General features: G+C 63.6%; 13 protein-coding genes. 6 read left to right on the plus strand and 7 right to left on the minus strand.

The annotated features are described in order from the left end of the window. Positions 1-122: 122 nt before the first annotated feature. Positions 123-1,283: a GNAT family N-acetyltransferase gene (locus tag EPD66_RS06260; protein WP_370511865.1), complete on the plus strand. Its 1,161-nt coding sequence runs from the start codon at positions 123-125 to the stop codon at positions 1,281-1,283. A 9-nt stretch (positions 1,284-1,292) separates the two neighbouring features. Here EPD66_RS06260 and EPD66_RS06265 read toward each other — a convergent pair whose 3' ends face one another. The 6 genes from EPD66_RS06265 to EPD66_RS06290 form a co-directional block, all read right to left on the minus strand. Beyond that, a complete protein-coding gene (locus EPD66_RS06265; protein ID WP_185961284.1) occupies positions 1,293-1,985 on the minus strand; it encodes a response regulator transcription factor in 693 nt (230 codons plus the stop codon). A 129-nt stretch (positions 1,986-2,114) separates the two neighbouring features. Further along, complete coding sequence (locus tag EPD66_RS06270; RefSeq protein ID WP_142847633.1) at positions 2,115-2,957, minus strand: ABC transporter permease subunit; 843 nt, start codon at positions 2,955-2,957, stop codon at positions 2,115-2,117. Continuing rightward, entirely contained in the window at positions 2,954-3,823 is an 870-nt protein-coding gene (locus EPD66_RS06275; protein ID WP_255448395.1) for an ABC transporter permease subunit, read from the minus strand. Before EPD66_RS06275 ends, EPD66_RS06270 begins: the two co-directional genes overlap by 4 nt. 122 nt (positions 3,824-3,945) lie before the next feature. After that, complete coding sequence (locus tag EPD66_RS06280) at positions 3,946-5,061, minus strand: ABC transporter ATP-binding protein (protein WP_255448388.1); 1,116 nt, start codon at positions 5,059-5,061, stop codon at positions 3,946-3,948. A 133-nt stretch (positions 5,062-5,194) separates the two neighbouring features. Then, positions 5,195-6,298 (minus strand): polyamine ABC transporter substrate-binding protein, encoded by a 1,104-nt coding sequence (locus EPD66_RS06285; protein WP_142847635.1) that lies wholly within the window; start codon positions 6,296-6,298, stop codon positions 5,195-5,197. A gap of 161 nt (positions 6,299-6,459) precedes the next feature. Beyond that, on the minus strand, positions 6,460-7,803 hold the full coding sequence (locus tag EPD66_RS06290; RefSeq protein ID WP_142847636.1) for a glutamine synthetase family protein: 1,344 nt from the start codon (positions 7,801-7,803) through the stop codon (positions 6,460-6,462). Between the two features lie 103 nt (positions 7,804-7,906). Here EPD66_RS06290 and EPD66_RS06295 point away from each other — a divergent pair, with 103 nt between their 5' ends. The 5 genes from EPD66_RS06295 (at position 7,907) to EPD66_RS06315 (ending at position 12,499) form a co-directional block, all read left to right on the plus strand. Continuing rightward, positions 7,907-9,178, plus strand: coding sequence for an FAD-binding oxidoreductase (locus tag EPD66_RS06295; protein ID WP_142847637.1), 1,272 nt, complete (start codon positions 7,907-7,909; stop codon positions 9,176-9,178). A gap of 141 nt (positions 9,179-9,319) precedes the next feature. Continuing rightward, positions 9,320-9,865: a hypothetical protein gene (locus tag EPD66_RS06300; protein WP_142847638.1), complete on the plus strand. Its 546-nt coding sequence runs from the start codon at positions 9,320-9,322 to the stop codon at positions 9,863-9,865. A gap of 84 nt (positions 9,866-9,949) precedes the next feature. Beyond that, positions 9,950-10,249 carry a hypothetical protein gene (locus EPD66_RS06305; RefSeq protein ID WP_142847639.1) on the plus strand — a complete coding sequence of 100 codons (300 nt, stop codon included), beginning with the start codon at positions 9,950-9,952 and terminating at the stop codon, positions 10,247-10,249. A gap of 93 nt (positions 10,250-10,342) precedes the next feature. Beyond that, positions 10,343-11,998: a diguanylate cyclase domain-containing protein gene (locus EPD66_RS06310; RefSeq protein ID WP_142847640.1), complete on the plus strand. Its 1,656-nt coding sequence runs from the start codon at positions 10,343-10,345 to the stop codon at positions 11,996-11,998. Positions 11,999-12,121: 123 nt separating this feature from the next. Beyond that, the gene (locus EPD66_RS06315) at positions 12,122-12,499 is read left to right on the plus strand and encodes a DUF805 domain-containing protein (RefSeq protein WP_142847641.1); all 378 of its coding nucleotides are present in this window, start codon (positions 12,122-12,124) and stop codon (positions 12,497-12,499) included. A gap of 299 nt (positions 12,500-12,798) precedes the next feature. Here EPD66_RS06315 and EPD66_RS06320 read toward each other — a convergent pair whose 3' ends face one another. Then, positions 12,799-14,025 carry a M20/M25/M40 family metallo-hydrolase gene (locus EPD66_RS06320; protein WP_142847642.1) on the minus strand — a complete coding sequence of 409 codons (1,227 nt, stop codon included), beginning with the start codon at positions 14,023-14,025 and terminating at the stop codon, positions 12,799-12,801. Between the last annotated feature and the right edge of the window lie 5 nt (positions 14,026-14,030).

The following is a 14,030-nucleotide window of genomic DNA, read 5'->3' on the forward strand; positions in this document are numbered from 1 at the left end:
AACTCGCGCGCCTTTCTCTCCTCCGGAGAGGCATCGGCCAAGGGGGAGGCCTTGCCAGGAGCGGTATCTGGTTCTATCCCACTATCCTCCATCTAGCGATCCACCAGTTGACGGGAGACGGCATGATGCCCGACGGCAGCGAAGCGACAACAGTCAAGGTCCTGTCCCGCATCGCCGATATCTCGGCCGAGGAATGGGATTCCTGTGCCGGCGGCGACCATCCCTTCACCCGCCATGCCTTCCTGCATGCCCTCGAAGCCTCGGGCTCGGCCTGCCCGGAAAGCGGTTGGGCGCCTCAGCACTTGGTGGCGCTCGACGACAAGGGCAAGGCGCTGGCGGTGGCGCCACTCTATCTGAAATCCCATTCCTATGGAGAATATGTCTTCGATTGGGGCTGGGCGGAAGCCTATCACCGGGCGGGCGGTCGTTACTATCCCAAGCTGCAATGCGCCGTTCCCTTCACACCGGCCACCGGCTCGCGCCTGATGCTGCGTCCGGACGCGCCGCCGTCCACCCGCCAGGTGCTGATCGCCGCCATGCTGGAACTGGCCAAGCGCAGCCGCGCCTCGTCGCTGCACATCACCTTCCCCACCGAAGAGGAATGCCGGCTGATGGGGGAAGCCGGTCTGATGACCCGCATAGGCCAGCAATATCACTGGGAAAACCGGGGCTATGGAAGCTTCGACGATTTCCTCGGGGAATTGTCCTCCCGCAAGCGCAAGGCCATCCGCAAGGAACGCGAACAGGCCAATTCCCATGGCGTGGACATCCGCATCTTGAGCGGTCAGGAGATCGAGGAGCGGCATTGGGATGCCTTCTACCGCTTCTATCTCTCGACCATCGACCGCAAATGGGCCCATGCCTATCTGACCAAGGATTTCTTCCACCTGCTGGGGCGGAACATGGGGGATGCGGTGGTGCTGGTGGTGGCCGAACGCCACGGCAACCCCATCGCCGGGGCGCTGAACCTCAAGTCCAGCGACACCCTGTACGGCCGCAACTGGGGGGCCAGCGAGGACCTGCCCTTCCTGCATTTCGAAGCCTGCTACTACCGCGCCATCGACTATGCCATTGCCCATGGCCTGAAGCGGGTGGAGGCGGGCGCGCAAGGGGCGCACAAGGTCCAGCGGGGCTACCTACCCAACCCGACATGGTCGGCCCATTGGATCGCCGATCCGGGCCTGCGCGCCGCCGTCGCCCGCTTCCTGGAACAGGAACGGGAAATGATCGCGATGGACATGGAGGAAACCGCCGAGGCGGGACCCTACCGGCGGCAGGGATGAGGCGGAACCTCAGAGCCGCGCCGGTTCGCGCAGCTTGACCAGGATCTTGCTGGCGTTGATCACGGCCTGGGTGCGGTTGGTCACTTGCAGCTTGCGCAAGATGGCCGAGACATGGGCCTTGACCGTGCTTTCGGCGATGTTGAGTTCGTAGGCGATGACCTTGTTGGACTTGCCGGTCACCAGCATTTCCAGCACACAGCGCTGTTGCGGCGTCAGCGCGGCAAGGCGTTCGCCGAGGCCGTCGTCGAAGCCATGGCCGCCCCCCTCCAGGCCCCCCTCGCTTTCGGCGGGCAGGAAGACTTCACCCGCCATCACCTCCCGCACCGCCTGGGCCATGCGTTCCTTGGACAGGGATTTGGGAATGTAACCCGCCGCGCCGAAGGTGATGGCGTCATGGATGGCCGAGGCGCCATCTTCGGCCGAGACGATGATGATCGGCGTGGCCGGGGCTTGGTTGCGCAGCGACACGAGGCCGGTGAAGCCGTTCATGCCGGGCATCTTGAGGTCGAGCAGCACGAGGTCGAAATCCTCGGCGGCGAGGAAATGGCTGGCCTGCTCCAGGTTCTCGGCCTCGACGCAGTCATGGGCATCGAAGGCCTCTGCCACCACCTGCTGCAAGGCCTCGCGGAACAGGGGATGGTCGTCCGCGATCAGTATTTTCGACGCGCCTTCCGACATCGCTGCCGTCCCTTCTGCTGGCATTTCCTCCCTCTCCAACATGAACGCCCCCCGATCCTCCCGCAAGCAGGACTTTAGGCGCAAAAAAGGCGGGCGGCCCAAAGACCGCCCGCCCCAGGACAGGGACCGCCGAGGGTCCCGCCGCATCCCCCGCTATTCCGAAGCGTAGGCCCGCTGCATGTCCTTCTCGCGCTGCTTGTCCTGGCGATGCTGGATGCGCGCCGCGACCAGGATGCCGACGGCGACCAGGGCGACGATGATGGTTGCCAGGGCGTTGATTTCGGGCGTCACGCCCAGGCGCACGCTGGAGAAGACCACCATCGGCAAGGTGGTCGAGCCCGGGCCGGAAACGAAACTGGCAATCACCAGGTCGTCCAGCGACAGGGTGAAGGCGAGCAGCCAGGCGGCGATCAGGGAAGGCGCGATCATCGGCAGGGTAATGACCATGAAGACCTTGAACGGCCGCGCGCCCAGGTCCATGGCCGCTTCCTCGATGGAGCGGTCCATCTGCGCCAGGCGCGACTGCACCACGACGGTGACGAAGGCCATGGTGAAGGTCACATGGGCCAGGACGATGGTGGTCATGGAACGGCCCGAGGGCCAGCCCACAAGCTGTTCCAGGGCGACGAAGAGCAGCAGTAGCGCCAGGCCGGTAATCACCTCGGGCATCACCAGGGGCGCGGTCACCATGCCGCTGAACAGCGTCCGCCCGCGGAAGCGGCCGAAGCGCACCAGCACCAGGGCTGCCAGCGTGCCCAGCACCACCGCCCCCGTCGCCGTCAGGGCGGCGATCTTGAGGCTGAGGAAGGCGGCATCAAGCAGCTTCTGGTTCTGCAGCAATTCGCCATACCATTTGGTCGAGAAGCCGCCCCAGACGGTGACCAGCCGCGATTCATTGAAGGAATAGACGATCAGCGACAGGATCGGCCCGTAGAGGAAGGCATAGCCCAGGATCATGGCTGTCAGAAGCCAGACGGAACGGCGCCCGGTATTCATCGCTTCGCCTCCTCGGCCCGCTGCTGATAGCGCTGGAACAGCATGATCGGCACGACCAGCAGCACCAGCATGGCGACCGCCACGGCCGAGGCCAGCGGCCAATCACGGTTGTTGAAGAAGTCGGTCCACAGGACCTTGCCGATCATCAGCGTGCTCGGCCCACCCAGCAGGTCGGGGATGACGAACTCGCCCACGGCCGGAATGAAGACCAACAGCGATCCGGCAACGATGCCCGGCAGCGACAGCGGCAGGGTGATGGTCAGGAAGGCCTTGAACGGCTTGCAGCCCAGATCCGCCGCCGCCTCCAGCAGCGACATGTCCATCTTCTCCAGCGTCGCGTAGAGCGGCAGGATCATGAAGGGAAGGTAGGAATAGACGATGCCGACATAGACCGCGAAGGGCGTGTAGAGCATCGGCAAGGGCTGGTCGATCAGCCCCAGCCACAGCAGGAAATTGTTGATCAGCCCTTCGTTCTTCAGAAGCCCGATCCAGGCATAGACGCGGATCAGGAAGCTGGTCCAGAAGGGCAGGATGATCAGCATCAGCAGGCCGTTGCGCACCGCCTTGGACGAGCGGGCGATACCATAGGCCATGGGATAGCCGATCAGCAGGCAGACCAAGGTCGAAATGGCCGCGATCTTGATGGAGTTGAGATAGGCCGCGAGATACAGCCTGTCCTCGAACAACATCATGTAATTGGCCAGATTCAGCCGTATCTGCAGGAAGGTGTCGTCCACCATCTCGAAAAGCGGCGCATAGGGCGGGATGGCCCGGATGCTTTCCGAGAAGCTGATCTTGAAGACGATGGCGAAGGGAATCAGGAAGAACAGCACCAGCCACAGATAGGGCAGCGCCGTCACCAGCATGCGCCCCGCCCGCCCGCTGCGCGCCACGGCAAGGCTGCGGCGGGCGCGATGGCGGCGGCTTTCGGGGACGCTCTGCTCCCCGGTCGTCATGGCGACCGAGGAAACCCGGGTGCTGATCTCGTTCATTGGGCCAGGACCACGCAATTGCCGGGATGCCAGGTCAGATAGACCTCGTCGTCCCAGGTCAGACGCTGTTCGGCGGTATGGCGCAGATTGGTCTGCGAAATCTGCACCACCATGCCGGTGGCAAGACGGACGTGATAGATCGACATATCGCCCAGATAGGCGATTTCCGTGACCACGCCGCGCACGTAATTGTACTGGCTTTCCGGCTTCTCGACCTGGGCCTTCATCTTCTCGGGCCTGACCATCGCCACCACCGGCGCGCCGGGCGGCAGGTTGGTGGCGTGGTTGATGAAGATGTCGGCATCCAGTTCGGGGCAACGCACCACGGCGTGATCGGTGGCTTCCTCCACCACCGTGCCCTCGAACATGTTGGCCGAGCCAATGAACTCGCCCACGAAGCGGGTGGCGGGATATTCATAGACCTCGACCGGCGATCCCACCTGCTCAATCATGCCCTGGTTCATCACCGCCATGCGGGTGGACATGGTCATCGCCTCTTCCTGGTCGTGGGTGACCACGATGAAGGTGATGCCGATGCGTTCCTGGATATTGACCAGTTCGAACTGGGTCTTCTCGCGCAGCTTCTTGTCCAGGGCCCCCAGCGGTTCGTCCAGCAGCAGCACCTTGGGTTCCTTGACCAGGGCGCGGGCCAAGGCCACGCGCTGGCGCTGGCCGCCGGAAAGCTGGTGCGGCTTGCGGCTGGCGAATTTGCCCATCTGGACCATGTCCAGGATGGCCGCCACGCGCTCGGCGATTTCCTTCTTCGGCACGCCGTCCTGCTTCAAGCCGAAGGCGACATTCTGCTCGACGCTCATATGCGGGAACAGGGCATAGGACTGGAACATCATGTTGACGGGCCGCTCGTAGGGCGGAATGCTCGACATGTCCACGCCGTCGATGAAGATCTTGCCTTCCGTCGGCGTCTCGAAACCCGCCAACATGCGCAGCAAGGTGGTCTTGCCGCAGCCCGATCCGCCCAGCAGCGAGAACAGCTCGCCCTGATAGATGTCCAGGTCGATCTTGTTGACCGCCACGTAATCGCCGAAACTTTTCGACACGCCCTGGATACGGATGAAGGGCTGCGCCTCGGGATCGTTCCAAGGATTCGCCATGAGGGCAGAGGTAGCCGAATGAGCCATTGCGCGGGAGTGCTCCTCAAAAACTCACATCAACAAAGAAGCGCGCCCCGGCCCGCCAAGGAGGGGAACCGGGGCGCGTCTTCGGCCGTGCTTCAGATCTTGCCGATCAGTAGCGGGTCTTGATCCGCGTCCAGGCCCGCGTCCGCAGCCGGTCGTAGGACTGCGGCGCCGCCGGAGCGACGAAGAATTTGTCTGCGACCTCCTGCGGCGGATAGATCACCGGATCGGCCTTGCGCTCTTCGGAAACGAATTCCTCGGAGCCCTTCACCGCATTGGCGTAACCCACTTCGTTGGTGATCGGGCCGACCACGTCCGGGCGCATCATGAAGTTGATGAAGGTCAGGGCATTCTCGGGATTCGGCGCATCCTTCGGCACCGCCATCACGTCGACCACCACCTGGGCGCCTTCCTTGGGAACGACCACCTGGATCTCCACGCCCTGGCCGCTCTCGGCGGCGCGGTCGCGGGCCTGGATCAGGTCGCCGCCATAGCCATGGGCGATGCAGATGTCGCCATTGGCCAAGCCGTTGATGTAGGACGAGGAATGGATGTATTTCAGCATCGGCCGGATCTTCATCACGGCATCGGCCGCCGCATCCAGGTCGTCCCTCTCAAGGCTGGTCGGGTCCTTGCCGAGATAGGCGAGCGCGGCGGGGAAGACCTCGGTCGGGTCGTCCAGCAGGGTCATGCCGCAGCCCTTCAGCTTTTCGGCCACCTTGGGGTCGAACAGCATCGCCCAGCTGTCGGTGGGCGCATCCGGCACCAATTCGCGGATCTTCGCGACATTGAAGGCGAAGCCGGTGGGCGCGATCATGTAGGGCACGGCGAACTGGTTGCCGGGATCGGACTTCTCCAGGCTCTTCATGACCTGTTCCTGGAGATTGCCGATATTGCCGAGCTTCGCCTTGTCCAGCTTCTGGTAGACGCCCGATTCGATCTGACGGGCCAGGAAGGGAGACGCCGAGGGGAACACCACGTCATAGCCGGAATTGCCCGCGATCAGCTTGGCATCCAGGATCTCGTTGGAGTCGTAGACGTCGTAATTCACCCGGATGCCGGTTTCCTGGGTAAAACGTTCGATGGTGTCGGGCGCGATGTAATCGGACCAGTTATAGACGTTCAGGACCTTGGACTCTTGCGCCTGCGCCGCAGAGGCGGCGAGAACCAACGCCGAAGCGGCCATGAAGAGCTTGCTGACGGATGCGCGCATAGGCTCCCTCGATACTGGAATATTGCCACCATCGCGGGTGCGAGTCCCCCTTGTGCAGGGCAGCGTCTCTCATAGCCGCGTCGGGCGGATATTCTGACCCTGCGGCCCCTAAGTCAATAATGTTCGCAATGATAGGGAATTTTTTATTTTCCGCTTCTCTTTCAAACATTTAGGAGAAGGTATTCGCGCTCCCAGGACGACACGACGCGGTGGTAGGCCTCCCACTCCGCCAGCTTGACGGCGGCGAAGACCTCGACGAAGTCCTCGCCCAGCATGTCGCGCAACGGCTTGATTGCCGAGAACTTGGCCACCGATTCGGGCTGGTGGCGCGGCAGGGAATGGGCACGGGTATAGGCCGAGCCTTCGATGGGCTTGCCCGGATCGATCTTCTCGATGATGCCCAGCAGGCCGCAAGCCAGCGACCCGGCAATGGCGAGATAGGGATTGGCGTCGGCACCCGCCAAGCGGTTCTCGACCCGCCGCGCCTGGGGGGCGGATTCCGGCACGCGCAGGCCGACCGTGCGGTTGTCATGCCCCCAATGCACATTGATCGGCGCATCGTAATCGGGCACCAGCCTGCGGTAGGAATTGACGTTGGGCGCGAACAGCAGCATGGCATGGGGCAGGTATTTGCGCAGCCCGCCGATGAACCAGCGGAACAGGTCGGTATCCTTGCCGTCATCGGTGGAAAACAGGTTGCGCCCCGTCTTCTTGTCGATGACGTTCTGATGGAGATGCATGGCGCTGCCGGGCTCGTTCTCCATCGGCTTGGCCATGAAGGTGGCATAGACCTTGTGACGCAAGGCCGCCTGACGAACGATGCGCTTGAACAGGAAGACCTGATCGGCGAGGTCCAGCGGCTCGCCATGATTGAAATTGATTTCCATCTGGCCGGCCCCTGCCTCGTGGCTCAGCGTATCCACGTCGATGCGCTGGACTTCGCAGAAATCATAGATGTCGTCGAACAGCGGATCGAATTCGTTGACCGCGTCGATGCCGTAGGACTGGCGGCCGGTCTCGGGCCGTCCCGAGCGTCCGATCGGCGGTTCGAGCGGGTAATCGGGATCGTCGCTGGGCTTGACCAGGAAGAATTCCAGCTCCGGCGCCACGATCGGCTTCCAGCCGCGTTCGTCATACAAGGCCAGGACCTTCTTCAGCACCTGCCGCGGCGAGATGCCGACCGGGCTGCCGTCGGCATAGAAGCAGTCGTTGATGACCAGCCCCGTCGGCTCGCTGTACCATGGCACCATGCGCAGCGAGGACAGGTCGGGCTGCAGATAGACGTCGCCATTGGCCTCGCTGGTCACGTCCTCCTCGGGATAGGAACCGGTAACGGTCTGGATGAAGACGCTTTCGGGCAGCCGCATGTCGCGGCCTTGTTGCGAGCGCAGGAATTTATGCGCGGGAACGATCTTGCCGCGCGCCACGCCCGACATGTCGGGCACCACGGATTCCACTTCAGTGATCGCGTTGCTGCGGATCCAGTCCTTCAGGTCGGTGGTCATTCCTGTTCTCTCACCCTTCTGACATTAAGAGACTATATAACCGAAACGGGCCAAGGGCAGCCTGCCTGCCGCCCGCCCACGCGAAAAAGACAAAAACTTCTGCATGAGCGACAACACCTCACTCCCCAAGACCTGGTATGCCGCCAGCACCCCGCCCGCCCCGGCACGCCCTTCGCTGACGGAAGACATCGACTGCGACGTCTGCGTCATCGGCGCCGGCTTCACCGGCCTGTCCACCGCCCTGCACCTGGCCGAGCACGGCCTGTCCGTGGCCGTCGTCGAATCCCGGCAGGTGGGCTATGGCGCCTCGGGCCGCAACGGCGGACAGATCGTCAGCGGCTATTCCGCCGACATGGACGACCTTGCCGCCCGGCTGGGCCAGGAAGAAGCATGCCGATTGTGGCAACTCTACGAAGACTCCAAGGCTTTGCTCGCCGACCGGGTGGCGCGCCACCAGATCGCCTGCGACTTGACTTGGGGATATCTATGGGCTGCCAACAAGCCCCGCCATATGAAAGGCCTGCGCGCGATGGCGCGGGACTGGGCGGAGACCTACGGCTACGACCGGACCCGTGTCATTGAGCGCGAGGAAATGGCCCAACTCGTCGCCTCCCCGGCCTATGTCGGCGGGGTGCTGGACATGGGCGGCGGGCATCTGCATCCGCTGGCCTATGCCCGAGGGCTGGCGCGCGCCGCCGAACAGGCCGGGGCGCGCATCTTCGAGAACAGCCCGGTCGTCGAATTGCTGCCCGGCCGGGGCGCCCGCACCGCCAAGGGACGGATCAAGGCCGAACATCTGGTGCTGTGCGGCAACGCCTTCGTCCCCAGCATCGCCCCCGACCTGGGGCGCTACGTCATGCCGGTCGCCTCGTCCGTCGCCGTGACGGCGCCCCTGCCCGAGAACGTCCTGCCGCTGATCCGCGACCGGCTGGCCGTTTCCGATTCCCGCCATATCGTCGACTACTACCGCATGACGCCGGACGGGCGCCTGCTGTTCGGCGGCGGGGCCAGCTACTGGATCGGCGGCAGCCGCGATCCCGCCCGCCTGGTGGCCGGGCGCATCCGCGCGGTCTTTCCCCAGATCGCCGGGATCAGGCTGGACTGGGCCTGGACCGGCCATGTCGCCATCACCTCGGACCGCATGCCCTATTTCGGCCGCCGCGACGGCAATCTGTGGTTCGCCCATGGCTTCTCGGGCCATGGCGTCTGCCTGACCGGGCTGGCGGGCAAGCTGATCGCCCAGGCCATCATGGGCGAGGCCGAAAATTTCGAGCGCTTCGCCAAGTTGCGCCACCTGCCCTTCCCCGGCGGCCCGCTGCGCGCGCCGCTGCTGGCCGCCGCGATGTCCCTTTACCGCCTGCGCGACATGCTTTAGAGGGTTCCGGATAAACCGGAACGGGCACTTCCCTGTCCCTGGCTGCCGCTCAGATGGCGGCGGGCGCGATCCGCACGGATCTCGTCTAGCCAGGGGGAAGCCCGACAGGTAGAGTGACTAGGACATTCGAAAAGGACGAGCATGGGCCCGTGGGGTATCATCCTGATCAGCTTGGGCGCTGCCATCATCCTCGTGATCGGCGGCGGACTGATCATCTATATGGCCTCGCTGGTCAAAAGCGCCTATCAGCTCAAGCTCGAGCTGAATGCGGAGATGGATGCCCGCACGCTGCGCATGGAAGAGGAACTGGACAAGAAGACCCGCTGGATCAAGCGTGAACTGGCCGAGGAAATCGAGAAGGCGCGCAACAGCCTCGCCCTTGAGACCGACCGCCGCCTGAACGAGATGGCCGTCCAGATGGAACAGCGCCTGACCGAGGTCGACGAGATGCATCGGCGCAATCATCTGGAAATGATCAAGCTGCTGGAGAATCACCGCCAGGGCATCACGACCCTGGACCAGAAGCTGCGCCAGTTGCGCCGCGACCAGATCCGCCAGAAAGGCGAGGAGACGGGCGAAACCCTCGACCCCGTTCCGGTCGACGGCGCTGCGGCGGCGGAGGCTCCGGCCGAGGGAGAGTCCCTTCCCGACCAGCCCGCCTCGGACGCGTCCACTCCGACCGGATAACCACCTTCTCCCACCGCGAACGAGCACTTCCGTCCCGCGCGTCCTACATAGGGGATAGACGAGGCACGGAATAGAGACGACTTCATGATTCAGGAACAAGGGTTGCTCGACCGCTTCGGCGAAGCCATCGGCCGTTTCGTCGCGTGGATCGTCAGCCTTTTCACCGACACCTTCGGCTCGCTTGCGGAAGGTGTCCGCAGCTTCTTCGGCGGCATCGCCCGCGGCGCCGGATTGCAGAATCCCGGCCTGTTCACTTGGATCCTGCTGATCCTGGGACTGATGATCCTATATGGAGCCATCCGCAGCGCCCTGCGCGGCGGCATCGTCGGCGCCGTGGTCCAAGGCGTGATCGGCATCGCCGTGCTGGCTTGGGCTCTAGCGTAAATACCTGAATTTTTCAGTTATGCTTCAAGGCACGTTTTGTTTGAGATAAAATTTTCTTATAGAACCCGATAGGAAAGGTGCAGGACAATTTCGATGCCGCTGGATCGGAACGACAGGATCAGGGTCCTTTTGATCGAGGACAATCCAGGCGATGCCCGCCTGTTCCGCTTGGCCTTGTCCGAGGCCGAGGAAGCGCGCTTCACGGTCACCCAGGCGAATTGCCTCGCCGAAGCGGTCGAAGCCGCCGCGCCGGCGGATTTCGACGTGGTGGTGACCGACCTGTCCCTGCCCGATTCCTATGGCATGGCGACGGTGGACCAGGTGGTGAAAGCCTTCCCCACCCTGCCCGTCGTGGTCCTGACCGGCCTGTCCGATGCGGAAACGGGCCTCCAGGCCGTGCAGGCGGGCTGCCAGGATTATCTGGTCAAGGGCGCCGCCGATGCGCTGATCTCCCGGACCCTCCGCTACGCCATCGAGCGCAAGGCCACCGAGACCGCCCTGCGGGAAAGCGAGGAGCGCTTCCGCGCCCTGGTCGAGGTCTCGCCCGATGCCATCCTGCTGGCGACCCAGGAAGGCCTCACCTTCGCCAATCCCGCCGCCATCGCCCTGTGCGGCGGGGACCCGCTGTCGGGCATCAAGGACAGCTGTCCCTGCCATGTCCTTCTCCAGGGGCCCGCCGCCGATGCCGCCCGGGCAATCCTGGACGGCAAAAGCAACGAGACGATACGCCTGGAAACCCGCTTGGCGGAATCTCTGTGCAAAACCGAGGTGGAAGTCACCCTGGTGCCGCTGACCCATGGCGGTTCTCCGGCGGTGCAGATCATCCTGCGCGACATCACCGCCCGCCGCGAGGTCGAGCGCAAGCAGCAGCTGACCGCCGCCCTGTTCCAGACGACGTCCGAACCGCTGATGATCACCGACGCCCAGGAAAAGCTGCTGGCCGTCAATCCCGCCTTCACCGCCGTCACCGGCTATTCCGCCGCCGAAGTGCTGGGCAAGACGCCGCGCGTCCTCTCCTCGGGCCGCCACACCAAGGAATTCTATGACGAGATGTGGCAAAGCCTGTCCCAGGAGGGGCACTGGAATGGCGAGATGTGGAACCGCCGCAAGAATGGCGAGGTCTATGTCCAGCGCCTGTCCGTCTCGGTGATCTACGACGAGGCGGGACAGGTCGCCAATTATGTTGGCGTCGCCAGCGACATCACCGACCAGAAGCGCGAAAGCGAGCAGATCCTGCATCGCGCTAATTATGACGCCCTGACCGGCCTGCCTAACCGCCTGCTGCTCTCCGACCGCCTGGTCCAGGCCCTGACGAAGATGGCCCGCCAGAAGGACGGCCTGGCGCTGATGTTCATCGACCTGGACGGTTTCAAGCCCATCAACGACACCTACGGCCACCTGCTCGGCGACCAGCTGTTGCAGCGCGTGGCCGAAAGGCTGTGCGGCAGCGTGCGGGAAAGCGACACCGTGGCGCGTCTCGGCGGCGACGAATTCGTCATCCTGGTCAGCGACATCCGCAGCGCCGACCATGCCTGCCAGATCGCCGACAAGGTGCTGCTCTCGCTGAGCACACCCTTCCTGCTGGGCGATGTGACGGCCCATATCAGCGGCAGCATCGGCATCGCCCTGTCCCCCCAGCACGGCACCACCCCCGAAGGCTTGCTGGATGCCGCCGACCGCGCCATGTACCAGGCCAAGCGGCAGGGCAAGGGCCGCTGGCAGCTTCACGAAGAGACCTTGTTCGCCTGAGAAGGCGTTTCCCTTCCTTCCCTCGCCTTTTTCTCCGCCGCCGCCTTCGTGCCCTAGGTGGTTGCCGCCTTCCGCCTTCTATGGAAGGATGCGCCGCAGGAATTCAACCCAAGGCACAGGATCATGGGCTTCAGCGAAGCGATCAAATCCGGCTTTTCACACTATGTGACATTCACAGGAAGGGCGACCCGCTCCGAATACTGGTACTGGGCGCTGTTCACCTTCCTTGGCGGCATCCTCACCAGCATCCTGGACCTGGGACTGTTCCCGGGGGTCGAGCTTTCCCCGCTGAACAGCCTCTTCAGCCTGTTCGTACTGCTGCCCAGCCTGGCGGTGGGCGCGCGGCGGCTGCACGACCTGGACAAGAGCGGCTGGTGGCAGTTGCTCTTGCTGGTCCCGCTGATCGGCCTCATCATCCTGATCTATTGGTTCGTGCAGCGCGGCACGGAGGGGCCCAACCGTTTCGGCGAGGAAAGGCTCGCGCAACTGCAAACGGCCTAACCTCATCAGGGCGTGTCGGATCGGGTCGTTTCTTCCTGCCTGCAGATAGGGCCGACTTTTCCGGAGCCTGTTAAGGGACACAGATGAACACAGATAAACACAGATGATATTTTTAAGAAATTTCCTTTCCCGCATTTACTAAAGAGGAAGGAAAACTTAAAGAATCAAATTTTTATCTGTGTTTATCTGTGTTCATCTGTGTCTCACCCCCTCACACGCCATACTGACCGTGGTGAGCCGTCAGTTCATGCAGCAGCATCAGGATTAAGCGGCTCGCCTCTCCACAAGCCCTAAAGGCCTTACTTCAGCAATTCCTCCAGCACCCGCGCCACCACCAGCGTGGCCTTTTTCATGTCGTCGAGCACGAGGCGCTCGTCGGCACGGTGGGCATTGGCTTCCAGCAGGTCGTGCGGACCGGCACCGTAGAGGATCGTCGGGATGCCCGCTGCGGCATAGTGGCGGGCATCGGTATAGAGTGGAATGCCCAGCGTATCGACCTTTTCCCCCATCACTTCAGTCGCGTGACGGCAGACGATCTCGGCAAGATTCTCCGCGCCGTTGACCGGGGCGAAGGGCTCGGCGAGCAGGATGCGGCGCACGGTCACGGAAATGCCGGGCAGACCGGCGGCGGCCTGTTCGATCAGGCTGCGCAGGCCCGCTTCCACCTGGGCCGGGTTCTCTTCCGGGATCATGCGGCGGTCGAGGCGGAAGGTGATGCGGTCGGGCACCACATTGGTGTTGATGCCGCCCTGGATCAGGCCGACCACCAGCGACGGCATGTCGATGCCCGGCACGGCGGAATGGAGGTTCTGCAGGTCCTTGCGATGGGCATAAAGGGAAGACAGGATGGCGGTGGCCGCTTCCAGCGCGTCATGACCGGTATCGGGACGCGCGGCATGGGCGGACTTGCCGTCCACCTGGACTTCCAGATGCAGGCAGCCGTTATGGGCCGTCACCACGGAATAGGCGAAAGAGGCGCAGATGGCGTAGTCGGGGCGGCTGAGGCCTTCGTCCAGCAGCCATTTCGGCCCGATATTGCCGCCGGTCTCCTCGTCATAGGTCAGGTGCAGTTCGACCGTGCCGCCCAGCTTGGCACCCGTCTTCATCAGCGCCAGCAAGGCATAGGTATAGGTGGCGAAGTCGGATTTCGAGACGGCCACGCCCCGGCCATACATCATGCCGTCGCGGATTTCGGCGCCATAGGGATCGGCGGTCCAGCCCTCGCCGGGCGGTACCACGTCGCCATGGGCATTCAGCGCGACCACGGGGCCGGGGCCGAAGCGATGGCGGACGATCAGGTTGGTGGCCGAGATCATGCCGTGGGCGGCCACCACATCGGCGGGCACGGCATGGCGCTCGACCTCGAAGCCCAGCTCCTCGAGGCAGCGCGCGGCATGTTCGGCATGGGGGGCGCAATCGCCAGCCGGATTATCGGACGGCACCCGGACCATCTCGGCCAGAAAGCGCAGCTGCGCGTCGAATTCAGCCTCGATCGCGGCGGCCAGGGTGTCGGATGACACTGACATCAAAG

It is taken from the genome of Telmatospirillum sp. J64-1, assembly GCF_006980715.1.
In the GTDB taxonomy this organism is placed as follows: domain Bacteria; phylum Pseudomonadota; class Alphaproteobacteria; order Rhodospirillales; family Magnetospirillaceae; genus Oleiliquidispirillum; species Oleiliquidispirillum nitrogeniifigens.

Bases quoted from the DNA above. Each gene is read 5' to 3' on its own strand.
- EPD66_RS06315 (WP_142847641.1), top strand. From the start codon at position 12,122: ATGGGCTTCAGCGAAGCGATCAAATCCGGCTTTTCACACTATGTGACA.
- EPD66_RS06310 (WP_142847640.1), top strand. From the start codon at position 10,343: ATGCCGCTGGATCGGAACGACAGGATCAGGGTCCTTTTGATCGAGGAC.
- EPD66_RS06275 (WP_255448395.1), bottom strand. From the start codon at position 3,823: ATGCTGGTGACGGCGCTGCCCTATCTGTGGCTGGTGCTGTTCTTCCTG.
- EPD66_RS06285 (WP_142847635.1), bottom strand. From the start codon at position 6,298: ATGCGCGCATCCGTCAGCAAGCTCTTCATGGCCGCTTCGGCGTTGGTT.
- EPD66_RS06260 (WP_370511865.1), top strand. From the start codon at position 123: ATGATGCCCGACGGCAGCGAAGCGACAACAGTCAAGGTCCTGTCCCGC.
- EPD66_RS06280 (WP_255448388.1), bottom strand. From the start codon at position 5,061: ATGGCGAATCCTTGGAACGATCCCGAGGCGCAGCCCTTCATCCGTATC.
- EPD66_RS06300 (WP_142847638.1), top strand. From the start codon at position 9,320: ATGGGCCCGTGGGGTATCATCCTGATCAGCTTGGGCGCTGCCATCATC.
- EPD66_RS06320 (WP_142847642.1), bottom strand. From the start codon at position 14,025: ATGTCAGTGTCATCCGACACCCTGGCCGCCGCGATCGAGGCTGAATTC.
- EPD66_RS06305 (WP_142847639.1), top strand. From the start codon at position 9,950: ATGATTCAGGAACAAGGGTTGCTCGACCGCTTCGGCGAAGCCATCGGC.
- EPD66_RS06270 (WP_142847633.1), bottom strand. From the start codon at position 2,957: ATGAATACCGGGCGCCGTTCCGTCTGGCTTCTGACAGCCATGATCCTG.
- EPD66_RS06295 (WP_142847637.1), top strand. From the start codon at position 7,907: ATGAGCGACAACACCTCACTCCCCAAGACCTGGTATGCCGCCAGCACC.
- EPD66_RS06265 (WP_185961284.1), bottom strand. From the start codon at position 1,985: ATGCCAGCAGAAGGGACGGCAGCGATGTCGGAAGGCGCGTCGAAAATA.
- EPD66_RS06290 (WP_142847636.1), bottom strand. From the start codon at position 7,803: ATGACCACCGACCTGAAGGACTGGATCCGCAGCAACGCGATCACTGAA.